21 protein-coding genes and 1 pseudogene are annotated in these 21,876 nt (G+C 71.2%); 7 read left to right on the top strand and 15 right to left on the bottom strand.

Features of this window, described 5'->3' with window-relative positions; all coding sequences use genetic code 11:
* Positions 1-9: 9 nt before the first annotated feature.
* From ACIQU4_RS05800 to ACIQU4_RS05790, 3 genes are all read right to left on the bottom strand, one after another.
* The gene (locus ACIQU4_RS05800; RefSeq protein WP_403726275.1) at positions 10-408 is read right to left on the bottom strand and encodes a VOC family protein; all 399 of its coding nucleotides are present in this window, start codon (positions 406-408) and stop codon (positions 10-12) included.
* A 73-nt stretch (positions 409-481) separates the two neighbouring features.
* Entirely contained in the window at positions 482-904 is a 423-nt protein-coding gene (locus ACIQU4_RS05795) for a GNAT family N-acetyltransferase (RefSeq protein ID WP_403726272.1), read from the bottom strand.
* A 153-nt stretch (positions 905-1,057) separates the two neighbouring features.
* The gene (locus tag ACIQU4_RS05790) at positions 1,058-2,422 is read right to left on the bottom strand and encodes a lamin tail domain-containing protein (protein ID WP_403727694.1); all 1,365 of its coding nucleotides are present in this window, start codon (positions 2,420-2,422) and stop codon (positions 1,058-1,060) included.
* 247 nt (positions 2,423-2,669) lie between these two features.
* On the opposite strand from ACIQU4_RS05790, the pseudogene ACIQU4_RS05785 reads away from it, so the two are divergent.
* A pseudogene (locus tag ACIQU4_RS05785) lies at positions 2,670-3,530 on the top strand (helix-turn-helix domain-containing protein); the annotation flags it as partial.
* Between the two features lie 289 nt (positions 3,531-3,819).
* Here the strand turns inward: ACIQU4_RS05785 and ACIQU4_RS05780 are convergent.
* From ACIQU4_RS05780 to ACIQU4_RS05770, 3 genes are all read right to left on the bottom strand, one after another.
* A complete protein-coding gene (locus ACIQU4_RS05780; RefSeq protein WP_403726270.1) occupies positions 3,820-4,017 on the bottom strand; it encodes a CsbD family protein in 198 nt (65 codons plus the stop codon).
* A 295-nt stretch (positions 4,018-4,312) separates the two neighbouring features.
* Positions 4,313-4,738 (bottom strand): subtilase-type protease inhibitor, encoded by a 426-nt coding sequence (locus tag ACIQU4_RS05775; protein ID WP_403726268.1) that lies wholly within the window; start codon positions 4,736-4,738, stop codon positions 4,313-4,315.
* A gap of 318 nt (positions 4,739-5,056) precedes the next feature.
* A complete protein-coding gene (locus tag ACIQU4_RS05770) occupies positions 5,057-6,061 on the bottom strand; it encodes a MerR family transcriptional regulator (RefSeq protein ID WP_403726265.1) in 1,005 nt (334 codons plus the stop codon).
* A 437-nt stretch (positions 6,062-6,498) separates the two neighbouring features.
* On the opposite strand from ACIQU4_RS05770, the gene ACIQU4_RS05765 reads away from it, so the two are divergent.
* Together ACIQU4_RS05765 and ACIQU4_RS05760 are read left to right on the top strand one after the other, a co-directional pair.
* Positions 6,499-7,305 (top strand): SDR family NAD(P)-dependent oxidoreductase, encoded by an 807-nt coding sequence (locus tag ACIQU4_RS05765; protein ID WP_403726262.1) that lies wholly within the window; start codon positions 6,499-6,501, stop codon positions 7,303-7,305.
* 17 nt (positions 7,306-7,322) lie between these two features.
* Complete coding sequence (locus ACIQU4_RS05760; RefSeq protein WP_403727693.1) at positions 7,323-7,397, top strand: 50S ribosomal protein bL37; 75 nt, start codon at positions 7,323-7,325, stop codon at positions 7,395-7,397.
* Between the two features lie 98 nt (positions 7,398-7,495).
* Here the strand turns inward: ACIQU4_RS05760 and ACIQU4_RS05755 are convergent, their stop codons facing one another.
* Positions 7,496-8,461, bottom strand: coding sequence for an alpha/beta hydrolase (locus ACIQU4_RS05755; RefSeq protein ID WP_403726259.1), 966 nt, complete (start codon positions 8,459-8,461; stop codon positions 7,496-7,498).
* A gap of 213 nt (positions 8,462-8,674) precedes the next feature.
* Between ACIQU4_RS05755 and ACIQU4_RS05750 the strand changes: the two genes are divergently transcribed.
* On the top strand, positions 8,675-9,133 hold the full coding sequence (locus tag ACIQU4_RS05750) for a MarR family winged helix-turn-helix transcriptional regulator (RefSeq protein ID WP_403726256.1): 459 nt from the start codon (positions 8,675-8,677) through the stop codon (positions 9,131-9,133).
* Positions 9,134-9,161: 28 nt separating this feature from the next.
* On the opposite strand, the gene ACIQU4_RS05745 is transcribed toward ACIQU4_RS05750, so the two are convergent.
* Positions 9,162-9,824 (bottom strand): MBL fold metallo-hydrolase, encoded by a 663-nt coding sequence (locus ACIQU4_RS05745; RefSeq protein ID WP_403726253.1) that lies wholly within the window; start codon positions 9,822-9,824, stop codon positions 9,162-9,164.
* A 63-nt stretch (positions 9,825-9,887) separates the two neighbouring features.
* On the bottom strand, positions 9,888-10,631 hold the full coding sequence (locus tag ACIQU4_RS05740) for a DUF2306 domain-containing protein (protein ID WP_403726251.1): 744 nt from the start codon (positions 10,629-10,631) through the stop codon (positions 9,888-9,890).
* A 149-nt stretch (positions 10,632-10,780) separates the two neighbouring features.
* Between ACIQU4_RS05740 and ACIQU4_RS05735 the strand changes: the two genes are divergently transcribed.
* Positions 10,781-11,356: a TetR/AcrR family transcriptional regulator gene (locus ACIQU4_RS05735; RefSeq protein WP_403726248.1), complete on the top strand. Its 576-nt coding sequence runs from the start codon at positions 10,781-10,783 to the stop codon at positions 11,354-11,356.
* On the opposite strand, the gene ACIQU4_RS05730 is transcribed toward ACIQU4_RS05735, so the two are convergent.
* Positions 11,357-12,691 (bottom strand): hypothetical protein, encoded by a 1,335-nt coding sequence (locus ACIQU4_RS05730; RefSeq protein ID WP_403726245.1) that lies wholly within the window; start codon positions 12,689-12,691, stop codon positions 11,357-11,359.
* A 340-nt stretch (positions 12,692-13,031) separates the two neighbouring features.
* On the opposite strand from ACIQU4_RS05730, the gene ACIQU4_RS05725 reads away from it, so the two are divergent.
* Positions 13,032-14,879 (top strand): glycoside hydrolase family 15 protein, encoded by a 1,848-nt coding sequence (locus tag ACIQU4_RS05725; RefSeq protein ID WP_403726243.1) that lies wholly within the window; start codon positions 13,032-13,034, stop codon positions 14,877-14,879.
* A gap of 40 nt (positions 14,880-14,919) precedes the next feature.
* Positions 14,920-15,081, top strand: coding sequence for a hypothetical protein (locus tag ACIQU4_RS05720; RefSeq protein WP_403726240.1), 162 nt, complete (start codon positions 14,920-14,922; stop codon positions 15,079-15,081).
* A gap of 129 nt (positions 15,082-15,210) precedes the next feature.
* Here the strand turns inward: ACIQU4_RS05720 and ACIQU4_RS05715 are convergent, their stop codons facing one another.
* The 5 genes from ACIQU4_RS05715 to ACIQU4_RS05695 all read right to left on the bottom strand — a co-directional run bounded on the left by ACIQU4_RS05715 (position 15,211) and on the right by ACIQU4_RS05695 (position 21,875).
* On the bottom strand, positions 15,211-16,020 hold the full coding sequence (locus tag ACIQU4_RS05715; RefSeq protein ID WP_403727692.1) for an SDR family oxidoreductase: 810 nt from the start codon (positions 16,018-16,020) through the stop codon (positions 15,211-15,213).
* 190 nt (positions 16,021-16,210) lie between these two features.
* Complete coding sequence (locus tag ACIQU4_RS05710; protein WP_403726237.1) at positions 16,211-17,791, bottom strand: GMC oxidoreductase; 1,581 nt, start codon at positions 17,789-17,791, stop codon at positions 16,211-16,213.
* Positions 17,792-17,951: 160 nt separating this feature from the next.
* A complete protein-coding gene (locus ACIQU4_RS05705) occupies positions 17,952-18,875 on the bottom strand; it encodes a cyclase family protein (protein ID WP_403726234.1) in 924 nt (307 codons plus the stop codon).
* Positions 18,876-18,907: 32 nt separating this feature from the next.
* Positions 18,908-20,425: a gluconokinase, GntK/IdnK-type gene (locus ACIQU4_RS05700; protein WP_403726232.1), complete on the bottom strand. Its 1,518-nt coding sequence runs from the start codon at positions 20,423-20,425 to the stop codon at positions 18,908-18,910.
* Positions 20,426-20,495: 70 nt separating this feature from the next.
* Positions 20,496-21,875, bottom strand: coding sequence for a chloride channel protein (locus ACIQU4_RS05695; RefSeq protein ID WP_403726229.1), 1,380 nt, complete (start codon positions 21,873-21,875; stop codon positions 20,496-20,498).
* Position 21,876: the final 1 nt, after the last annotated feature.

The following is a 21,876-nucleotide window of genomic DNA, read 5'->3' as shown; positions in this document are numbered from 1 at the left end:
GGGGCCGCGTCAGGGCCAGGTACGGGAGCAGAGCACCAGCCGGTAGCCGTCCGGGTCGGCGACGGTGACTCCGTGCTCGTCCCAGTAGGGGTTGTGCGCGGCCACGCGCGTGCCGCCGTGCTCGACGAGCCGCTGGACGAACTCCTCGTCGGGCGCGTCGCCCAGGTAGACGACGAAGAGGTCGTCCACGGTGGGGGCGGGCACCATCGGGTTCTCGGGGTCGTGGGTGAGCTCGAAGTGCCATCCGCCCGCGGCCGGCCCGACCATGAGGAGGTCGTGTTCACCGGGCGCGCGCTCGGCACTGCGCCACTGCACTTCCAGGCCGAGCCCGTCGACGTAGAACCGCTCGGCGGCCTTCAGGTCGAGGGAGGGGCGGGCGACGCGGACATGGGTACGTGAATCGATCATGGGGCAGAGGGTACGGGCGCACCTGAGCCCGGGCCAGAGGGCCCGGGCGGGGTGTGGCAGGTCGGGGCCGCGGTCAGCGCAGGTTCATGGAGACGTGATGGGCGTCGATCCGGAAGCCGTTGCGCAGGTAGGTCCGGTGCGCGGCGTGGCGCTGGTGGCCCGTGTCGAGGTGGAACTCCTCGCACCCCTCGTCCGTTGCGATGGCCTTCAGGGCGGTGAGCATCCGGCTGCCGAGGCCCCGGCCGCGGAGGGCCTCGTCGGCGACGAGGTCGTCCAGGTACAGCATGCGGCCCGAGATCATCGTGTGCATGACGCGGAAGCCCGCGACGACGCACACCTCGCCGTCCTCCTCCAGGTAGACGATCCGGTACCCCTCCGTGGTCTGCGTCCGCCAGCGCTCGGCGAACCCGTCCTCGTCCAAGTGGGGCCGCAGCTGGGAGAAGACGGGCCAGCAGCGGCGTACGGCACTCTCGTTCTCGGCAAAGATCACATCCATGACTGAAGGGTCGCACGCCGCCGCCGGCTCCCCGCCTCCACGGGCCCGATGCGCCCCCTCTGCCGTCAGATCCCGTGTGAAGACGGGTCGCGTGTGAAGACGGGTCGCGTGTGCCGGCGAGGAGGAGGACCAGGCCCGCGGGGGCCGTCGGGATCAGCAGGCGATGGTGCCCCTGCGGAGTGCGTGGCCACCGGTGTTGCTGTCGTCGGACCAGTACACGGGCTTGGCGCCGCCCACGCATTCGTCGCCTCCGGCGAGCGCGAAGCCCTCGTTGTTGAGGTCCGGCATGCCGCTCGGGCGGTCGTAGGTGGCGGTGAGGGTGAAGGTGCCGGAGGCGCCGATCTTCATGGTCCGGTGGCGGCCGTCGCAGGTGTCGTCGCAGACCAGCCACAGCCGCGCGGCCTGCGGCTCCCACTGGAGCTCCATCACGCCGGACATGCCACTGGCGATCGTGGCGAGGCGGCTCGCGGCCCCGCCGTCCTGCAGGACGTAGCCGTAGACGGTGCCGGTGCCCTCGACCCCGAGGAAGAAGACGCCGCCGGTGTGCGCGCCGTACCGGTTCGGGTCGTAGGCCGCGCCGGTCGACTCGTCCTTGAAGCCGGCCGCCGTCAGGGTGGTGTCGGGGATCCAGGTGATCGCCTCGAAGCCGAGGTTGGAGCCGGCGGCGGGCAGGCCGGCCGTCAGGTTCCACTCCTTCGTGGCCGTCAGGGCGCTGCCCGCGCCGGTGGTGACGTCGTAGCGCAGGACGGACAGGCGGCTGGTGCCGGACGCGTCGCCGTTGCGCTCGCTCGCGACGTACGCGCCGCCCGCCGCGCCCGCGGCGGTCAGGGTGACGGCCTCACTGTCCGGGCTGCCGGCGCCGCCGGGGTAGCGCAGTGTCTTGCCGGAGGACCAGCCGTTCGCGGTGTCCGGGCGCCAGCCGCCGGAGCCGTCGCGGACCAGCCGCCACAGCGTGCCGGAGTTCTGGGCGCCCCACAGCACGGAGCCCTCCTGGTACAGGCCGCTGAGGTCCTGGCCGAAGACGTTCGAACCGTCGGCCGTCGCCACGGAGCTGCCGCCGGGCCAGGCCACCGGGTTCGTACCGCCGCCGTCCCCTGAGCCGCAGTCGTTCGGTGCGCCGAGCGTCAGGGCCGCCTTGGCGAAGGCGCCGGTGCCGTCGGGACAGCGCGACCAGGACGGGCTGGAGTGGCTGCTCCAGCTGAAGCTGTCGACCAGGGTGGCGCCGTCGGGGAGGTAGAGGCGGGCCTTGTCGCTGGAGCCGAGGCCGAACGCCGCGTCCACGTCGAAGGCGCGGGCCGCCCCGGGGGCGAGCACCGTCCCGGACGGGATCTTGAACTTCGAGCTCTTGTCGTCGTCCTTGAGGATCCAGCCCGAGATGTCGACCGTGGCCGTGCCCTTGTTGAACAGCTCGATCGAGTCGTCGATGCTGCCGGTCGTCACCACCTCGTTGATGCGGATGTCGTCGGCAGGGGCCGCGTGTGCCGCGAGCGCGAACAGCAGCGCGCCGGCCGCCAGCATGCACCCGGCGACGGCGAGGTGGAGCGGGGCGGGGCGAAGACGCCCCTGGGATGTGCCTGCTTCGAGCACGGTGACCGTCCCGGGAGGAGTGGGAGTGGGGCTGGGGCCACACGAGGGTCCCGGCCGACCCCGAACGCCCGCCGTCGCCCGACGGGTTGTCCCGTAAACGCATGCCGAACGGCACGTCGCGTCGGGATCGAGCCCTTCCGGGGGCGCGGCGCATGGAGCGGCGGGTGGCGGGGCACCGATGCCCGCGTGCACCTTGCGTACGAGACAGACCGATTCACCGGGCCCCACCGAATGGCCCCGGGGCCGAAGGAGGCGCGACATGCCGTCCGGCTCACCTCCCCCGTCCCGGGCCCTCGCCGGGGACGCCTGCCCGCATGGCACGTGGGAAGTGGTGCGCGGCCTGCCCCATCCGCGGCTCCGGCCGGGTGTGCGCGGATACCGGGGCTACCGCATGGACCTCGGGTACGGGCGACGGCGGCTGGAGGTGCCGGACGCCTGTGTCTCGCTGGTCTTCAACCTCGCCGACCCGGTGTGGGTGACGCTCGGCACGCAGCGCGACGCGACCGCCCGCCCCTACTCCGCGCTGCTCTCCGGCCTCCAGACCCGGCCCACGCTCGGTGAACACGCCGGCCGGGTGGAGGGCGTGGAGGTGCTCCTCGCGCCGTGGGCGGCGTTCGGACTCCTCGGGCAGCCCATGAGCGACCTGGCCGACCGGATGGCCGAGCCGGGCGAACTCCTCGGCCGGCGGTCCGATCTGCTGGCCGAGGCCCTGTACGACGCGGTCGAGTGGGAGCCCCGCTTCGCCCTGCTGGACGACACGCTCCGCACCTGGACCGAGGCGACGGATGCGTGTGCCGCCGAGCCGCTGCGCCATGCGTGGGGGGAGTTGGTCCGCAGCGGTGGCAGCCTCCCCGTCGGGGAGCTGGCGGTACGCACCGGCCGCGGCAAGCGGCGGCTGGAGTACCTCTTCCGGGAGCAGATCGGTCTGACGCCGAAGACCGCGGCGCGTGTGCTGCGCTTCCAGCGCGCCCTGTGGCTGGTCAACCACGGCGGCCGCCCGCTCGCGGACGTGGCCGCGGCCTGCGGGTTCAGCGACCAGGCCCATATGAACCGGGAGCTCAAGGCGATGAGCGGGCGCTCGCCGCGACAATTCCGGTCGGAGCGCGGTGCCGACCTGCCCGGCCCGGCCGGGGTCGACCGGGTGACCGGGCAGGTCACCAGCATCGTGCTGCCCGGCCGGGTCAGTCGATCTTTGAACAAACGCGCACCCCGTGCTGAGGGCCGCTCCCCTCGCAGTGGCCGGGGTCCGAGAACGGCCCCGCGACGCCGAGGCGCCGGGGGCCGCTTCCTGGCTCACCCGCGAGCCGCGAGGGGCTCGCGGGGCGGCGTCAGGTCCTGTCGTTCTTGTCGCGCAGCGAGTCCTGGATGCCGCGGGCACGCTCCTCGGTCTCGCTCAGGGCTTCCTTCGCCTTGCCCTTGGCCTGGTCCATCTTTCCCTCGGCCTTCATCCGGTCGTCGCCGGTGACCTTGCCGACGGTCTCCTTGGCCTTGCCCTTGGCCTGGTCCATCTTTCCCTTGTCAGCCATGGTGAACTCCTTGGTGTGGGAATGAAATCTCGACGGTGCCCAAACTAGGCGATACCGGACTGTCGCGCGCGGCGGAGCCTGCGGTTGCCACGGACACCCGGAAGGCGCCGGCCTGACGCCGGGCGGGCTCCACATTTTCCCGGGCCTTCGTGTTTGAGCGTTCGGTCACGGGCCATACGCGTGAACATCGGCGGGTTGCCGTTTCGAGCGGGGCGGCAACCCGCCGAGATCGGCGGCCGCGCGCCGGCGTCCCGTCCCCCCGGGCGCCGGCGCGCGGCCGCCGTCCCCTCGCCCGTCAGAACGCGTAGACCGGGTTGCCGTTCAGGGTCGCGGACATCGCGCACGCGTTGGAGAAGGTGTGCTTCCACGCGACATGGGCACCACGCCATACGCCGTCCGCGGTGACGGTGACGGGGTCGTAGTGCATCGGGCACGCCCGGTCCGGATCCGGGGCGGCCAGCAGGCGGTTGAACTCGCCGCCGGTGGCATTGAGGGCGTCGCATGCGGCCCTGGGGGCGGGGTGCGTGCCCTCGGCGGCGTAGGCGCAGCTGAGGACGGTCGCCCGCAGGACCGTACCCGTGGCGGCGTCGTCCCCCTGGGTGACGGTGAAGACCATGGCGGAGGGGGCGTACAGGCTCGCAGGGCTCGCCTCCGCCACGCCCGTGGCACCGGCGAAGCAGAGGAGTGCGGCGGCGGAGACGGTGGCTAAGCGGTGACGCATAACAAGACTCGCTTTCGAATCGAAGGCTTCCTGGTGCGCTACGGCTTTCATGCAGCGCTCAACTGGGGCCGAGCCTGCCAGGCATGAAGGTCTGCCGCACATCGGCGATCGATTTACGGACAGTTCGTTCGGATATCGGTTACGTGGGGAGTATTCGCACCGCTCCCGCCGGGGGGCCGCAGGCCCACGCCCTGCAGGAGCGCGGTGCGTCGACCGGCGCGACGCGACCTCCCGCGCCTGCCGCCCAGGTCGCAGCCACTCTCGGTTTACCGGACGGCCCGCCAGGGTGACCGGATCGATGCGGCTGCGCACGGCCCGTCATCGCGCGGCACGGAGGGTGAGGATGTACGCCGCGGTGAGCGCGACGGCAGGTTCCTCGTCGCGTGACAGGTCGGTGAGGGCGCGGGTGGCGGTGGTTCCCGGGATGTCCGCGAGGGCCTGGGTCAGTCGTCGGCGTGCGGGTGATGCGTCGGGGCCGTGCGGGACGCGGGCAACGAGTGCGGTGGCGATCTGATCGGCCAACTCGGGGCGGCCGGCCAGCGCGCTCAGCGCGTCGGCCGCATCGACGTCGTTCGTGCCCTCGACGATCACGTCGACGAGTGCGGGGATCGCCTCGGCTGCTCCGGCTGCTCCCCGCGCGAGGGCCGCATGCCTGCGGACCGTGGCGTCGGAGCTCGTGAGGGCGCCCTGCAGCAGGGTGATCGCCTGTTCGCCCGGAATCTCGGCGATGGACCGGACCGCCCGCTCCCGTACCTCGGCCACGGGCGAGGCCAGGCCCTGCGCCAGCAGTTCCAACGCGCCATCGCCCGATTGGGCCACGGCCCAGCGAAGGGCTCCGGCGACGTTCGGATCCGTCTCGCCGAGCGCCGCCTCGACGAGGGCTTCCACCGGCAGCGGCGCCGCTTCGGCCGAAGCCAGCGCCGCACGCTGGCGTTTCCCGGCACTCTCCGATCCCAGCGCGTGCAGGAGCGCGACGGTCTGGAGAACCTCCTCCCAGCCGGCCGGTTCCGCGGCGCCGATCCGACGCAGTCGCGTGAGCAGCGCCGTCTCGACGGCGATGCGTTCCCGCGTCTGGCGGATGAGGTCGCCCACGAGGTCCGAGGGCCGGAAGCCCGGGTCGTCCAGCGCGCGTGCGACGTCGCGCAGCGACAGGCCGAGGGAGCGCAGGCTCTCGACGTGGAAGATCCGCCGGATGTCCTCGTCGGAGTACTCCCGGTACCCGGACCCGGTGCGCCCCGTCGGCCGCACCAGGCCCAGCGAGTCGTAGTGCCGGAGCATGCGGGCGCTGACCCCCGACCGCCTGGCCACCTCACCGATCAGCAACGCCTGCTCCCCTCACGGCCGGCCCTGCGGGGCCGCACCCGACCTCAATGAAGACCTTGTCACCGTGTCAAGGTCAAACGAGGCCACCTGCCTGCGGCATCACCGCACGTCAGGGGCCCGTCAGAAGCCCGTCAAAGCCGGGCTCGGCTTCTTGCCCGGAGCCATGGCGATGCGCTGGGATGGGTCCATGAACAGCGGTCCGCGCCACGAGGACCGGCCACCGAATCCGGTGCAGCCGGCAGCGCCCGCTGCCCGCCCGGCCGTCTGAATCCGGCCGCGCGTCATCCACTCCACGTGCCTGACTGCGGGGCGATGAAGCCCGTAGCGACAGCGGCACAGGAGTCTTTCCACCCCTTCCCCGCATGGCCTGAGCCCACGCCCCGCGCTCCGCGCCGGGTGCCGGGCGCATCCGTCATGCCTGCATCCAGGAATCACACATGTCCTCCACCCTGTCCGGCCGTACCGTCCTCGTCACCGGGGCCACCTCCGGCATCGGCTTCGAAGCCGCCCGCATGCTCGCCGAAAGCGGCGCCTGCGTCCTCCTCCACGGGCGCACCCCCGAGGAGGCCCGGGCCGCCGCCGACCGCCTGATCGCCACCGCGGGCATCGACGGCGCTCTCCTGCACCCGCTCGCCGCCGACTTCTCCCGCCTGGCGGAGGTCGAGAACATGGCCCACGCGGTCGTACGGAGCCACCCCCTGCTGCACGCGCTGGTCAACAACGCGGCCATGGCCGCCCCCGAACGGCACACGCTCACGACCGACGGCAACGAGATCGCCTTCCAGGTCAACTTCCTGGCCCACTACCTCCTCACCAACCTGCTGGAGCCGGCGCTGACCGGCGACCCCGGCGGCCGGGTCGTCAACGTCTCCTCCTCGCTCCACCGCACCGGCGCGATCCAGTGGAACGACCCGCAGCGCATCCGCCGTTACGCCCGCCTCGCCGCGTACGCGCAGTCGCAGCTCGCGCTGACCGTCTTCGCCGCCGAACCGCGCGTCACCGCTGTCTCCGTCAACCCGGGCATCTGCGAGACCGGCCTTCTCCCCCTCTACGGACACGAAGGCGCGCCGGCCGCCGAGGGCGCGGCCCACGTCGTACGCCTCTGCGACCCGGCGACCGAGATCGTCAACGGCGCGTACTACGACCGGGGCCGGCGCGTCGCCCCGGCCCCGGCCGCCACGGAGGACCGCACGGTCAAGCGCCTCAACAAGCTCGCCGACCTCCTCGTCGGCCACACCGCCTGAAGGGATCCCGTACCTCCATGTCCAAGCGCGCACGCAAGAAGAGGTCACGCCGCAAGACGGGCGCCAACCACGGCCGCAAGCCCGGCCAGTAAGCCCCTCCCCTCCCCTCCCCCGGGGCGGCCCTCCGTCCAGGGCTGCCCCGCCGGACCGGAAACCCGGCGAACGGTGTGCCGGGCGCGATCCGGACTGATCAGGCGGTGCCGAGTGCGGTACTCAGGGTCTTGACGGCCTGGCTGATGGCGGCTTCGGCGGCGTGGGTCTCGCGCAGGGCGTTGAGCATGACGAAGTCGTGGATGACGCCCTTCTGGCGGACGGCGGTGACGGGGACGCCGGCGCTGCGCAGCTTGTCGGCGTAGGCCTCGCCCTCGTCGCGCAGGACGTCGGCCTCCGCGGTGATGACCAGGGCCGGGGGCAGGCCGGTGAGTTGCTCGGTGGTGGCGCGCAGCGGGGAGGCGGTGATCTGGGCCCGCTCGGCGGGGTCGGTGGTGTACTGGTCCCAGAACCACTGCATGCCGTCGCGGCGCAGGTAGTAGCCCGAAGCGAACTGCTGGTAGGAGCCGGTGTCGAAGGCGGCGTCGGTGACGGGGTAGAAGAGGACCTGCTGACGCAGGTCCAGTCCCCCGCGTTCCTTGGCCATCAGGGTCAGGGCGATGCTCATGTTCCCGCCGACCGAGTCGCCTGCGACGGCGATCCGGGTGGCGTCGAGGCCGTGCGCCGCTCCGTCGGTGACGACCCAGCGGGCGACGGTCCAGTTCTGCTCGATCGCGACCGGGTAGCGGTGCTCGGGCGAGAGGCTGTACTCGGGGAACACCACGGCGGCGCCGGTTCCTACCGCGAGCTCGCGGACGAGGCGGTCGTGGGTGTGGGCGTTGCCGAACACCCAGCCGGCGCCATGGATGTAGACGATCACCGGCAGCGCGCCGGACGCCCCTGCCGGGCGGACGATCCGGGTCTTGACCTCGCCGGTGGGGCCGCCGGGGACGGTCACCCATTCCTCGTGCACCTCGGGCTCGGCGATCTCACCCGACTGGATGTCGTCCACGGCCTTGCGGCCCTCGGCCGGCGGAAGCTGGAACAGGAACGGCGGCTTCGCCGTGGCCTCCGCGAGCGCGGTCGCAGCGGGCTCCAGGACAGGAGGGGCACTCTTCTCGGTCATGTCGGGCTCTCCAGTTCGTGGGACGTCGAGGGCAGGCGGCAGTCCTCGACGATCGCAGTACCCGCCGTCCGGCAGGGCGTACCAGAAACGTACTGCACGACTAAGTCGTGCACAACTTAATCGCGCACGCTACGGTCGCGCACAACCTGAGAGGTAGGATCAGGAGCCGGTAGTCCGCCGGCGGCGGCAGCGGAACGAGCAGAGGGACGGCGTATGCGGAACGCGGCGACCGAGAACCCGGATTACGGCTCGCTCCGGCTGGAGGACCAACTCTGCTTCGCCCTCTACGCCGCCTCGCGTGCGGTCACGGTGCGCTACCGGCCCCTCTTGGACGCGCTGGGCCTGACCTACCCGCAGTACCTGGTGATGCTCGCCCTCTGGGAGCGGGACTCCCTCTCCGTACGGGACCTGGGCGCGGCGCTGCAGCTGGAGTCCAGCACGCTCTCCCCGCTCCTCAAGCGCCTCGAAGCGAACGGCCTGGTCCTGCGCGAGCGGCGCGCCGACGACGAGCGCTCGGTCGCCGTCCACCTCACGGAGGCGGGTGCGGAGCTCCAGAACAGGGCCCACACCGTCCCGCTCGCCATCGGCGACGCCATGAACCTGACCCCCGAACAGGACGCCACCGCCAAACACCTACTCCGCCTGATCACAGCGAACGTCGCCCGCACGTGAGGCGGCCGCCCCTCCCGGGGCGGCTACCTCAGGGGCACTGGAGCGCCCCGACGGAGGAGGCCGTGAGGTGTCCGCCGTGACCGACGTAGACGGTGACCGGAGCGTGGCCGGCGATGACGCGCATGCTGCGTGCGGCGGCGTCCGGGTCGGTGGCGAACATCGGCTTGCGGGCGATCCGCGCTCGCATCATGCCTCCGGATAGGGCGTCGCCGGCCAGGATGCTGTTGTCGGGGAGCAGGACGCAGGTGGATCCGGGGGTGTGGCCCGGGGTGACGAAGGACCGGCCGATTCCTCCGTGCCGGGTCAGGTCCTCTTCGTCGCCGAGGATGATGTCGGGCTCGATGGCCGGGATTTCGGCCTTGGCCAGCATGACCTTCATGAGCCGGGGCACCAGGCTGGTGGGCCGCAGATCGACGCGGCCGCCGCGTCGGAGCTGGTCGGCGTCGTCGCGGTGGATGGCGACGGGCGCTCCGGTGGCCTCGCGCAGTTCGAGCGCGGAGCCGCTGTGGTCGGCGTGGTGGTGGGTCAGCAGGATGAGTCTGACATCGGCCGGGCGCAGGCCCGCGTCGGCGATCTGGCGGAGCATCGCGGGGGCTCGCCCGGCGACGCCGGTGTCCACAATCATGGCCCCCTTCCCGTCGGTGACGAGGAAGGCGGACGAGGCGACGTTCTTGACGGTGTAGACGGTCATGGCTTCTCCCGGAAGGGTGACGTCCTCGGAGTACGAGGGCATGGGGCGGGTCCGAGCTTTGGTTCAGGGCGTTGCATGCCGGGTCGCGGGAGGCGTCATGAGGTGCAGCGCCGGCAGGCCGCGGCGGCGGATCATGAACTCGGCGATGACGATGTTGGGCAGCCAGCACAGGAAGGGCAGCGGGGCGTAAGCCTGCGCCAGGATGGCGTCGAACGGGTCCGGGCCGTGCGCGAAGGGCACTTGGGCGAGTATCAGCACTCCGAACCACAGCCGGAGGGTGACCGCCGCGTAGGTGAGCGCGAAGTTGCGGATCATCCACGCCTGGTGGCTGCGGATGTCACGCTCGCGGACGGCCTTGTAGCCGCGCCACGCCGTCCACCCCCACAGCACTGCGAGCGCACCGAAGCCGAAGAAGCCCAGCAGTCCCACCGAGTTGAAGAAGGACATCACGAGGGCGGAGAGCGAGCCGACGGCGACGCTCGCCAGGTACGCGCGGCCGATGCCGCGGTGGACCCGTATGCGGCGGCGCAGCCGCTGGGAGAACTGCCAGGGGCCCAGCGCCAGCGCCAGCCCGGCGGACACGATGTGGACGTAGAAGGCCATGCGGATCGGCAGGGCCCGGGAGGCGTAGGTGTCGGCGAGCCCGACGTGCTGCTGCGCCAGGGAGTCGAGCGTGCCCTGGGCGTACTGGCCCACGAAATACCCGGTGATCGCCAGTGAGGAGAGGACCACCCAGGCCCAGCTCCACTGCGAACGTCTGTTCCCGGAAGGCCGTTTGACGGGTGCGGGGGGTGCGATGGAAGTCATCCGAAGTCCTCATGTCCTCATGCCGCGCCGATGTGAACGGCTCTAACATAACAGCGAATGTTAGAATCGGTAACATGAAATCGGCCGCAGTCGGCAGTACCGCCTCGGAGGTGCTCCCGGCCCGCGGAGGCGGCAGGAAAGGACAGCAGGTGACACGCGCGACGTACCATCACGGGGCACTGCGGCAGGCGCTGATCGACGGAGCCCGGGAGATCCTTGCCGAACGGGGGCACGAGCAGTTCAGCCTCAACGAGGTGGCTCGGCGGGCCGGCGTGAGTACCGCCGCGCCGTACCGTCACTTCAGCGGCAAGGACGAGCTGCTGGACGCGGTGGCCGGGCAGGGTTACGCCACGCTGCTCGACACCCTCCAGAAGGCGGTCGCGGACACGGCAGGGCCGCGCGAGCGGCTGCTGCGTCTGGCCGGGGCGTACGTGCGCTTCGCGCACGACCATCCCGATCTGTTCGTCACGATGTTCCGCAGCCAGCCGGGCGCCGACCCGGTCGGCCATGACTCCTTCGAGGTACTCCTGCGGGCCGTCGTGGACGCCCAGGCGGCCGCGCTCATTCCCGCGAAGCCGTCACCGGAGCTGATGGCCCGGTCCCTGTGGGCCACCCTGCACGGCCTGGCGGTGCTCAGCCTGCGTCAGCCCCACCAGCGCTTCGGCATGGACGAACCTCCGGAAGAACTCGCCGCCGGCACCCTGTCCGCGCTCTTCGGACTGTAGTCATGCCGCGTGCCCGGAGGGCCTGTCGCTCCCGTTCTCCCCGAGGAAGTCCACCAGCGCCATCACGACGAGGAACACGAGTGCGATGCCGACGATGACCCAGCCGGTCGGGTAGCTCCACAGCACGAAGGTCAGCACGGCCGCGGCGACCAGGATCCACGTGATCCACTTGCGGTAGCGGTGGACGAACGGGCCCACCGGGCCGGTCCGCAGGCCCGCGCGGTCCGCCGTGGAACGGGCGGCGCCGATGCCCGAGTGCCACATCTGCCGTACGAACGTGGCCCAGCGGCCGGGGCCGGTCAGCCAGGCGGCCAGCGCGATCACCACGCCCAGCACCACGGCCATCCGGACCGTCGTACGGAGGTAGTGCGTCAACGCGTCGTACACGCTTCCGGCCGCGGGTTGCGAGACGCTGTCCGGCAGCGCGTTCAGGTACACCACGCGGAAGATGGTCAGCGCGACGCCGAGCATGAGGACGGCGAAGGCGAAGGCGAGTGCCGCCGTCACGAGAACGCGGCGGCGGTGACGGGAGAGGAGCACACCGGCGGCGATCAGCAGCACCGAGAGCACCGGCAGCCAGTTGCCGGCGATCTGCAGGAGGCGGAAATAGGTTTTGACCTTGCCGATGTCGTCCGCCCGCAGGACGGTGAAGTCGGTGTGCACCGCGGGGATCTTCGCGGCCACCTTCATTCCATCGTCGACGAGGCGCTGTTTCACCTGCTCGACGACCGGGCCCAGGTCGACGGTCACCGAGTCGTTGTTGATCTTCACGGCGCCCCCGCCGCTGCCCGTGAGGGCCTTGTCCACCGCGGTGTGGATACGGCGGTTGGCCTCGGTCCAGATCCGCTCGAAGGTCTCGGAGGCGATGACGTCCTGCGCCTTGTCGTGGACGAAGCTGCGGACTGCGTTCTCCAGCGAGTCGCCGAGCTTGCCGAGTGCCTTCTCCACGAGTGGCCGGTCGTCGGGCCCCACGCCCTCCAGCAGGGCCGGGAGGTCGATGTGCTCCATCACCGCGTTGGTGACCCGGTTGGCCGCCGCGGCCTGGACGTCCGGGTCGGACGCGAGCGGGGCGACCGTCGCCACGTAGCGGTCCGTGTCGCCGACCACGCTCGACGTCCACGCCGCGACGGCCGCGAGCGGGGCGAGCACACAGCCGATGACGATGAGCAGGGCGGCGAAGAACGACTTCCACCGATGATGGGGCGCGCGGGCCGCCTTGTCGGCCTCCAGCACCGCCACCCGGGTGCGCAGCCGTTCGAGTTCAGAGCGCTCCGCGTCCGCGCCGGGCTCGCGTGTGGGCTCCCCGCCGGGGGCGGTGGCACCTTCGTCCGTCATGACACGTCCTCTCCTGCCCATGAGGGTTCACATTGCAGCGGACCTCGCGGAGCGGCCGGGCGCGAGCGTTGCGCGTCCGAACGAGCGAACGGCCGGCTCATCGGGAGGGTTCGCTCCGGGGACGCCGCCCACCGCCGATGCCGTGCCGGTACGGCCGGCAGACGCCCGGCCGACTGGGTCTCCAGCCTCCGGATTCGGCGGTGCGATGCGGCCTGAACAGCCAGTTCGTGCGTTCCGACGATAAGGCCGCTTCCCGGCGGGTACAGAGGCCGACCGCTCGGGAGGCTCTCGCGGAATCCTGTGCTTACGCTGATGGGGTGGCGTCGGAAGGGGTTCCCCCATGGCTGACTACCCGCTGATCGAAAACCATGGCCTGATCGGTGATCTGCAGACTGCGGCACTGGTGACCACGGACGGAACGATCGACTGGTTCTGCTGTCCGCGTTTCGATTCGCCCAGCGTGTTCGGTGCTCTTCTCGACTGGGAGAAGGGTGGCCATTTCACCGTCAAGCCGACGGAAAGCACGTACACCACGAAGCAGTTGTACTTGCCGGACACCGCGGTTCTCGTGACGCGGTTCATGACCGAGACCGGTGCCGGCGAGGTGGTCGACTTCATGCCGGTGACCGGGACGACAGCCACCGACCGCCATCGCCTGGTCCGTATGCTCCGCTGCGTACGGGGCAGCATGACCTTCCAGGTCGACATCGCACCGCGGTTCGACTACGGCCGTAAGCCCCACACGCTGCACGTCACCGAGAACGGGGCGGTCTTCGCCTCGGAGGACCTGGAACTCACCCTCAGCGTGGTGCGGGAGCCCGAGGACGACCGGTTGGTACACACCGTCACCGGCGAGCATGACCTGCGCGTCGAGCTCGGGCTCGTGGCCGGACAGCAGCGGGGGCTGGTCATGGAGTCGGCGGCGGACGGGCCGCCGCGCGAGATCCAGGTCGCCGAGTTCCAGGAGCTCTTCGCCGAAACCCGGGAGTACTGGCGGTCGTGGCTGCGCCAGTCCCGGTACACGGGCCGGTGGCGCGAGACCGTGGAGCGCTCCGCCGTGACGCTGAAGTTGATGACGTACGCACCCAGCGGCGCCCTGGTGGCGGCCCCCACGGCGGGGCTGCCGGAGCAATTGGGCGGCGAGCGCAACTGGGACTACCGGTTCACCTGGATCCGTGACGCGTCCTTCTCCGTGTACGCCCTGCTGGGGCTCGGGTTCACCGGTGAGGCGAGGGCGTTCATCGGCTGGCTCAGTGACCGGGTGAAGGAGAAAGCCGGTCGCGACACCGACACGGGACCGCTGAACATCATGTACCGGGTGGACGGTTCCTCCGATCTCTACGAGGAGACCCTGGAGCACTGGGAGGGGTACCAGGGATCCGCCCCCGTGCGCATAGGCAACGGGGCGGCGACACAGCTGCAGCTGGACATCTACGGTGAGGCACTCGACAGCATCTCCTTCGCCCACCAGCACGGCATCCACCTGGACGTCCACGGCTGGTCATCGCTGCGCACGCTGCTCGAATGGCTCGTGGACCACTGGGACCAGGCCGGTGAGGGGCTGTGGGAGACCCGCGGCGGGCGCCAGCACTTCACCTACGGCCGGGTGATGTCCTGGGTCGCGTTCGACCGCGCGCTGCGGCTGGCGGTCGCCCACGGCCGGCCGGCCGAGAGCGGCCGCTGGGCCGCCGAGCGCGACAACATTTACGAGCAGGTCCTGGCGAAGGGCTGGGACCCGGGCCGCAAGGCGTTCGTCCAGCACTACGGGAGCGATGTGCTCGACTCCTCGCTGCTGCGGATGCCGACGGTCGGGTTCATCACGCCCGAGGACCCGATGTGGACGTCCACTTTGGATGCGATGGACCGGGAGCTGGTCACCGACAGCCTGGTCTACCGCTACAACCCCGAGGCCTCTCCCGACGGGTTGCGAGGATCCGAGGGGACCTTCTCCCTGTGCACCTTCATGTACGTCGACGCCCTGGCGCGGGCCGGTCGGGCCGATCAGGCCAGGCTGGTGTTCGAAAAGATGATGACGTACGCCAACCACCTGGGCCTGTTCTCCGAGGAGATCGCCCTGACGGGCCGCCAGCTCGGCAACTTCCCGCAGGCCTTCACCCATCTCGCGCTCATCGATGCGGCCATCACGCTGGACGGGACACTGAACCGCTTGCAACAGGGCCGTGATTAGGCCGTGGAACGGGGCTGAGCAGGACGAGGAGGTCGGCGTCGTGCGGGGTCACGGGCTGCGTCTCGTCGACCGGATCCAGCCGGCCGCCGGCGGTGACCACGAACAGCGTTTCGTGCCCCGGCGGAACGGGATCGGAGGCGGGCCGCACCAGGAACCGGGCGCCCTGTTCGTACCGTGCCGCCAGGACGTGTCCGACGAGTGAGCCGCCGAACAGGATGGCGCCGATCGGGCCCGTCGCAGGTCGGACTCGGCGAGGGGTTGGGTGTCCAGCCAGTAGAGGAGGAAGACGGCCGGGGCGACGAGCAGCACGGCGACGAGGCTCGGAGGGCGCTCAGCCGCCGGTGGCGAAGCCGGGGAAGAGGGTCATCCCGCCGTCCACGTAGAGCGTGGTGCCCACGACGTAGTCCATGAGGTCGGAGGCGAGGGCCACGGCCGCGTGGGCGATGTCCTCGGGCTCGCCGATGCGCACGTACGGGATCAGCTTGAGCAGATCCTCCCGGGCCTGTGGCGTCTCCCACGCGCTCCGGTTGATCGGCGTCTTGACGGCTCCGGGAGCGATCGCGTTCACGCGGATCTTCTTGGGCGCGAGTTCCTGGGCCAGGGTCGCCATCATCATCTGCACGCCGCCCTTGGAGGAGGCGTAGTTCACGTGCCCCGCCCAGGGAATGATCTGGTGGACGGAGCTCATGCAGATGATCTTTCCGGCCGCCCGGGACACCTCCGGGACGACGCCGCGCCGCAGGAACTCCTTCGTCGCCTCCCGCGCGCAGAGGAACTGGCCCGTGAGGTTGACGTCCAGCACCTTCTGCCACTGAGCGAGGGTCATCTCCTCGATCGGGGCGTCGCGCTGCAGTCCGGCGTTGGCGACCAGGATGTCGATCGTGCCGAACTCCTGGACCATCCGGTCCATCATGGCCACGACCTGGTCCTCCTGGGACACGTCCGCCTCGTACGCGGCGGCGCGCACGCCGAACGAGGTGATCTCCTCGACCACCTTCTCGGCGTCCTCCTTGCCCGCCACGTAGTTCACGACCACATCGGCGCCGGCCCGGCCCAGGCCGATGGCCGTGGCCTTTCCGATCCCGCTGTTGGCGCCGGTGACCAGTGCTTTCTGGCCCCTGAGCAGGTGAGCGGGGATCATTCCCCGCGGTACACCCTCGGTGGAACTCACGATCGACTGCCTCCTCGAATGCCCGGTCCGGTGCGCCGGACCGCGGCCCGGCAGGGCCCGAACGCCACCAAAGCACCCCTCGGGGAGATCGGCGTCCCGGGCGAGACGGTCTTGGGCCACGCGGCCGAGCACCGACGCCCGGTCGGAGGAACCTGCGGGGTCAGCCCAGCCGTTCCACCAGGTGGTCGCCCACCCGCAGGGCGTTCGCGATCGCCGTGAGGGACGGATTGACCGCGCCGATGCTCGGGAAGAAGCTCGTGTCGACCACGTACAGGTTGTCGAGGTCGTGGGCCTTGCAGTTCACGTCCAGGGCGGAGGTGGCCGGGTCGTCGCCGAACCGTACGGTGCCGGCCTGGTGCGCCGTGGCGCCGATCGGCATGCCCTTGTGGAGGTAGAGGCTGCGCGACAGGAGATGGTGCTCGTGCATCCCCAGATGGCCGAGCATGCCCTGGAGCTTGTGCCGCAGGCGCTTCAGCCCCTCGATGTTGTTCTTCTCGTCGAGCACGAGACGGATGGTGCCGTCGCCTTCGACGGTGACCCTGTTGTCGGGCAGCGGAAGGTCCTCGCCGCACAGCCAGAAGTCGACCGCGTGGTGGGCCATGACCTCGAAGGGCATGTCGGGGGTCACCGCGCCCGCCCAGCGGGGCGCCTGGCCGTGGATCTGGTCGGCGTCCGACTTGCCGAGCATCTGGATGCCGCCCAGCGGGTAGTCCCAGTCGTCGGCGCCGAGGTACCAGTCGTGCAGGGCCAGGGTCTTCTGGAATTTCGTACCGTTGGGCTCCTTCGAAATGGCCATCAGCGCAAGGTTGTTGTGGCGCATGTAGTGCCGGCCGACCACGTCGGAGCTGTTGGCCAGCCCGCCGGGGTGGCGGTCGTTGGCCGAGGCCAGGAGCAGCGCCGCCGAGTTGACCGCCCCGCAGGCGACGACCACGATGTCCGCGGAATAGGGGGTCTCGACCCCGTCCTCGCTCCGGGTCACGACCGTACTGACGCTGCGTCCGGTCGGGTCGGTCTCCAGCCGGACCACCCGGGCATTGGTGATCATCTCGACGTTCGGGTGCTGCAGGGCGGGCTCCACGCAGATCACCTGGGCGTCCGACTTGGCGCGCACCAGGCAGGGGAAGCCGTCCACCCGGTCGCAGCGGATACAGACGCTGGAGCTGGTCGCCCGCCCGTTCTCGTCCTGGCTCAGGTCGACGCCGATGGGCAGGTGGAACGGGTGCAGGCCGCGCTTCTCCAGGTCGTCGCTCAGCTGCTGGATCCGCGGCTCGTGTTCGACCGGCGGACAGGCGTACTGGGCACTGTACGGACCCTCCCACGGGTCCTCCCCGTGGCGTCCGTGCACCTTGTAGAGGTGCTCGGCCTCGGTGTAGTACGGCTCCAGGTCCTCGTACCGGATCGGCCAGGCAGGCGACAGCCCGTCGTGGTGGCGGAGCTCCCCGAAGTCCTCGGGCCGCAGCCGGAAGAGGGCGGCGCCGTAGAACTTGGTGTTGCCGCCGACGTAGTAGTTGACCTCGGGCGGGAACTCGTCGCCGTGCTTGTCCAGCCAGAACTCCGGGGCACGGTACTTGCCCTTCACGAACACCGCGGTGGAGTCCCAGTTGTCCCGCTCGCGGGGGAGGTAGTCACCGCGTTCGAGGATGAGTACCCGCTTTCCGGACGGGGCGAGCCGGTGGGCGAGCGTACCGCCGCCGGCGCCGGTGCCGATGATGACGACGTCGTAGTGCGGGGAGTCGCCCACGGCGACCACCGTCCTTGCGCTCGCGGGCCCGCCCTGTCACCGGGTCCTCTCTCTGCGCGCTGCCGGGACACGGCAGCCACCCCACCCCTTCGAACGTATCCCTCCATCCCGGGTACGGCGACCGCACGAAGCGACCGTGCGGGCGGCCCGTACGGGGCCGTCACAGGACGGCGATCGGGTTGACGGGCGAGCCGGTGGCCGACGGGAGCCTGAGCGGCGCCACCATGCACAGGAAGGACCACCGGCCCTCGCGGGCGCACTCCCGGGTCAACTCCTCGAACTGCAGGTAGTCCATCAGATGCAGTCCCATGGCGTGCACCGCCAGCACGTGCACGGGAAAGTCGACGCCGGCCACCGCGCTGGGCGCGGTGTCGTTGTTGCCGTCCGACCCCAGCGCGGCGACCTGCCGATCGGCCAGGAACCGTACGGCCTCGGGATGGAGGCCGGCCCGGGCCTGCGCGGCGTTCCACGCCCCGCGCTCCTGGCGCCGAGGGCGGTGCCCCACCCGTACGAACAGCACGTCCCCCGGCCCGACCCGGACCCCCTGGGCCGCCTCCGCCGCGGTGAGGTCGGCGGCGCGCACGTGCTCTCCGGGCTCCAGCCAGGGCACGCCGCGCAGCCGCGGAACGTCCAGGAGCACGCCACGGCCGACGATGCCGTTGCGGACGACCTCGACGGAGAGCGCACCGGCGCCCTCGGACGTCACACTGCTCGCCGGCACGCCGTTGTAGAGCTCCCCGTCGAACAGCACGTGGCACAGCGCGTCGAGATGACTGTCCGCGTCCCCGTGCACGTTCATCGAGAATCGGTCGCGTGCGAAGTGCAGCCCGTCGCCGCCGGTCTCACCGGTCTCACCGGCAGCGGGCGCGATCATCCGGTGGCGTGCCGGGTCGGGATTGTCCGGGCCGGGCAGGGTTTCGATGGGCGCGGACAGGGACACCGTACGTCCGGAGCGGACCTCGGCGGCGGCGGCCACGACGCGCTCGGGCGTCAGGTGGCCGAGCGCACCGCGCCGGTCGTCGGGGGCGCGGGGGCTGCGCTCGCGCAGCTCCTCGTACAACGCGCGAAAGGCGTCACCGGTCATGCGCCGCGGCCTCGACGGCCCGGTGTGCGGGGTCACCAGGATCCCCACGGGGCCAGGACCCACCGGAAGACGTGGCTGTCGCCCGGTTGCAGGACGGTGAGCGCCGTGCCGCTGCGGAAGGCGTCGGCCGGACAGGACATCGGCTCGATGGCGACACCGCGCCGACGCCGCCCGGGCTCCGGCAGCGTGTCCCCGGTGTACACCTGCACGTAGCGGATGCCCTCGACGAGCCGTACGTCGATGCCGTGACGCCCCGAAGGGTGCGCGAGCCGTACGGCGCAGTGGCCGGCGGGGTCCCGGTCGAGCCCCGTGTACGCGGTGTCCAGGCGCTGCTCGCCGATGGGCCGGGCGGTGCGGAAGTCGTACGCCGTGCCCTCGACCGGCTCCGCACCGATCGGCAGGCCGCGTTCGTCGGTGCTGAGCCGGTGGCCGGCCGGCACGGTCAGCAGTGCGGTGTCCACCAGGTCGGTGCCCACGGTCAGATAGGGGTGCTGGCCCACGCCGTAGGGCGCGGCGGTGTCTCCCGGGTTGGTGGAGGTGACGGTGGTCTCCAGCCCCTCCGGGCCCAGCCGGTACTCGGCGCGGACCTCCAGCCGGTACGGATATCCCGGCTGCGGGAAGAGGGTGGTCCCCACCGTGACCGCATCCTCGCTGCGGGCGAGCAGCCGCCACGGAACCCACCTCAGGAGGCCGTGGATCGCATTGTCGTTCTCCGGTTCGGTCAGCGGGAGTTGCAGGTCCCCGGCGCCTCCGAACCGGTAGCGCCCGCCGGCCACCCGGTTCGGCCAGGGCACGAGGAGCTGCCCGCGACCGCCGGTGATCTGCTCGTCGGCGGCGAATCCGTCGACGAGCGGCCGCCCGGCCACCTCGTAGTGGCGCAGAGCACCGCCCAACTCGACCACCACCGCCTCGTGCGCGCCGTGGCGCAGCCGCCACTGTTCTCCTGATGCCGTGGGGGGCATGTGTGGCTCCTCGGTCGGTGCGGCGGGGGAGGCCGCCGCGGTGTTGGGTGGAGGATCCGAAGGGGCGTCCGTACTGGTGCCGGTGCCGGTGCCGGTGCCGGTGCCGAGCAGTGCGACGACGGCTGTGACCACGGCTTCCGGGGGCTGGTCGACATCCACGACGCAGGCGTGCTCGTCGGGCTCCGGCTCCTGGAGATCGGCGAACTGGCTGTCCAACAGCTGTGCGGGGAAGAAGTGGCCGCGCCTGGACAGCAGCCGGGACCGGATGAGTTGCCGTGAACCGTGCAGGTACACCAGCCGTACTGCGGGGCGTCCTGCGGCCAGTTGGTCCCGATAGGCGCGCTTGAGCGCGGAGCAGGCGATGACGGCGGGTTCCCGCGTAGCTATCCGCCGGTCGATCCATGCCGCGACCGCAGCCAGCCACGGGCGTCTGTCCTCTTCGGACAGGGCCTCGCCGGCCTCCATCCTGGCCTGGTTCACCGGTGTGTGGAAATCGTCCGCGTCCTGGTAGGCCCAGCCGAGCCGGTCGGCCAGCAGCAGCCCCACCGTGGACTTCCCCGACCCCGCCACGCCGGTCACGAGCACCACGGATGCCGGCGCTCCCGCCGTGCGGGCTTGCGGCTCAGCCCTCGCGTGGTGACGCGCCATACGGCCTCCTTCACACAGTACGAACGGACCCGTCCGGCCGCCGGCCGGGTACTTCCGCGGGCGCGCCCGCGGGACCGCGGGGCAGCAACTGGGTCGTCACGAAGGCCACGACGGCCGCCAGGATCACCACGGGGGTCATGGCGACGCTGCCGAGCACCAGGACGACGAGCACGATGCTGCTGACCGGCAGCCGCAAAGCGCTGGTCGTGGAGGCCGCCATGCCCGCGGCCATTGCCGGTACGACCCCCAGGCCCGGCAGGGGCGCGAGCAGCACACCCACGGCGGCACCCAGGAACAGCGACGGAAACACGGGGCCGCCCCGCAGACTGCCCAGGCACAGGGCATAGGCGCCGCTGGTGCAGAGCGCCACCGCGATCAGGGCCCCGACCCCCCACTGGTGCGGATCGGCCGCCAGCTCGCTCAGCGTGTGCTGGCCGGAGGACGCCACATCCGCGGGCGACCGGCCGGTGGTGAGCGCGTACACGGCGGAGCAGACGCCGGCCGCCAGGGCGCACAGGGTGGTGCGGGCGACGGTGTGCTTCGCGACGAACCGCGCGATCAGCCGCCCGCCTTCCATGATCAGATGTACGAGGACACCGATGGCCACGGCCATCAGCACCGCCCAGAACACGTCCGCGACATCCAGCTGCGGAACCGGCACGCCCACCTTCACGGAAAGGGTGGGCGCATCGAAGCCGGTCCAGCGGCCGATGCCGGTGAACACGAGTGCGCCCACTCCGCTCGACAGCAGCGCGGGCAGCATGACCGCGAACAGCTGCGGCCCGCCCACCCCGGCCACCTCGATGAGGATCACCGCCGCGACCAGGGGGCTCCCGAAGATCACCGCGACCGCTGCCGCTGCTCCCGCCGCGCCCAGGAGTGCCGTGCTCTGGGGGGTCGCCGGCACCCGCGCCAGGTCCCTGAAGAGCAGGGCCAAACCGCCGCCGAGGGCGATCAACGGGGCCTCCGGTCCGAGCGTGGCGCCCAGGGGAAGGCTGAGCAGCGCGGCGAGGATCACGCCGGGCAGGGCTCCGGGCGAGATGCCGCCCGTGTGGAGTCCCGAGGCGGGGACGTGGCCGCCCGCGCCGGGCAGGCGGGTGACCACGAGCCCGACGGTCGTGCCGGCCACGAGCAGCAACGGCAACGGCCACCACCAGGGCGGGACGTTCCACCCCAGAGCCTGCGGCAAGCCGCCCCACATCAGGTGCTCCAGCTCGTGGAGTGCGACCAGGAACCAGAACGCGACCAGCGACACCGGAATACCGATGAGGGCGCAGAACACGAGTGCCTTGAAGTAGCCGGGATTGCGCAGCAGTTCACGCAGCCGGTCCGCCTCTTCGGGCTGTGTCGCTACGGACGGCCCTGCCGGGTGTGGATCCGACGGCGTCATG

The organism is Streptomyces sp. NPDC090741 (assembly GCF_044769045.1).
Lineage (GTDB): Bacteria > Actinomycetota > Actinomycetes > Streptomycetales > Streptomycetaceae > Streptomyces.
This window is presented reverse-complemented; position numbering and strand designations above follow the sequence as displayed.

Excerpts from the sequence above, each read along its gene's own strand:
- ACIQU4_RS05705 (WP_403726234.1), bottom strand. The coding sequence starts at position 18,875 with ATGACCGGTGACGCCTTTCGCGCGTTGTACGAGGAGCTGCGCGAGCGC.
- ACIQU4_RS05750 (WP_403726256.1), top strand. The coding sequence starts at position 8,675 with ATGCGGAACGCGGCGACCGAGAACCCGGATTACGGCTCGCTCCGGCTG.
- ACIQU4_RS05755 (WP_403726259.1), bottom strand. The coding sequence starts at position 8,461 with ATGACCGAGAAGAGTGCCCCTCCTGTCCTGGAGCCCGCTGCGACCGCG.
- ACIQU4_RS05795 (WP_403726272.1), bottom strand. The coding sequence starts at position 904 with ATGGATGTGATCTTTGCCGAGAACGAGAGTGCCGTACGCCGCTGCTGG.
- ACIQU4_RS05790 (WP_403727694.1), bottom strand. The coding sequence starts at position 2,422 with ATGCTGGCGGCCGGCGCGCTGCTGTTCGCGCTCGCGGCACACGCGGCC.
- ACIQU4_RS05765 (WP_403726262.1), top strand. The coding sequence starts at position 6,499 with ATGTCCTCCACCCTGTCCGGCCGTACCGTCCTCGTCACCGGGGCCACC.
- ACIQU4_RS05695 (WP_403726229.1), bottom strand. The coding sequence starts at position 21,875 with ATGACGCCGTCGGATCCACACCCGGCAGGGCCGTCCGTAGCGACACAG.
- ACIQU4_RS05740 (WP_403726251.1), bottom strand. The coding sequence starts at position 10,631 with ATGACTTCCATCGCACCCCCCGCACCCGTCAAACGGCCTTCCGGGAAC.
- ACIQU4_RS05745 (WP_403726253.1), bottom strand. The coding sequence starts at position 9,824 with ATGACCGTCTACACCGTCAAGAACGTCGCCTCGTCCGCCTTCCTCGTC.
- ACIQU4_RS05780 (WP_403726270.1), bottom strand. The coding sequence starts at position 4,017 with ATGGCTGACAAGGGAAAGATGGACCAGGCCAAGGGCAAGGCCAAGGAG.
- ACIQU4_RS05730 (WP_403726245.1), bottom strand. The coding sequence starts at position 12,691 with ATGACGGACGAAGGTGCCACCGCCCCCGGCGGGGAGCCCACACGCGAG.
- ACIQU4_RS05800 (WP_403726275.1), bottom strand. The coding sequence starts at position 408 with ATGATCGATTCACGTACCCATGTCCGCGTCGCCCGCCCCTCCCTCGAC.
- ACIQU4_RS05775 (WP_403726268.1), bottom strand. The coding sequence starts at position 4,738 with ATGCGTCACCGCTTAGCCACCGTCTCCGCCGCCGCACTCCTCTGCTTC.
- ACIQU4_RS05725 (WP_403726243.1), top strand. The coding sequence starts at position 13,032 with ATGGCTGACTACCCGCTGATCGAAAACCATGGCCTGATCGGTGATCTG.
- ACIQU4_RS05715 (WP_403727692.1), bottom strand. The coding sequence starts at position 16,020 with ATGATCCCCGCTCACCTGCTCAGGGGCCAGAAAGCACTGGTCACCGGC.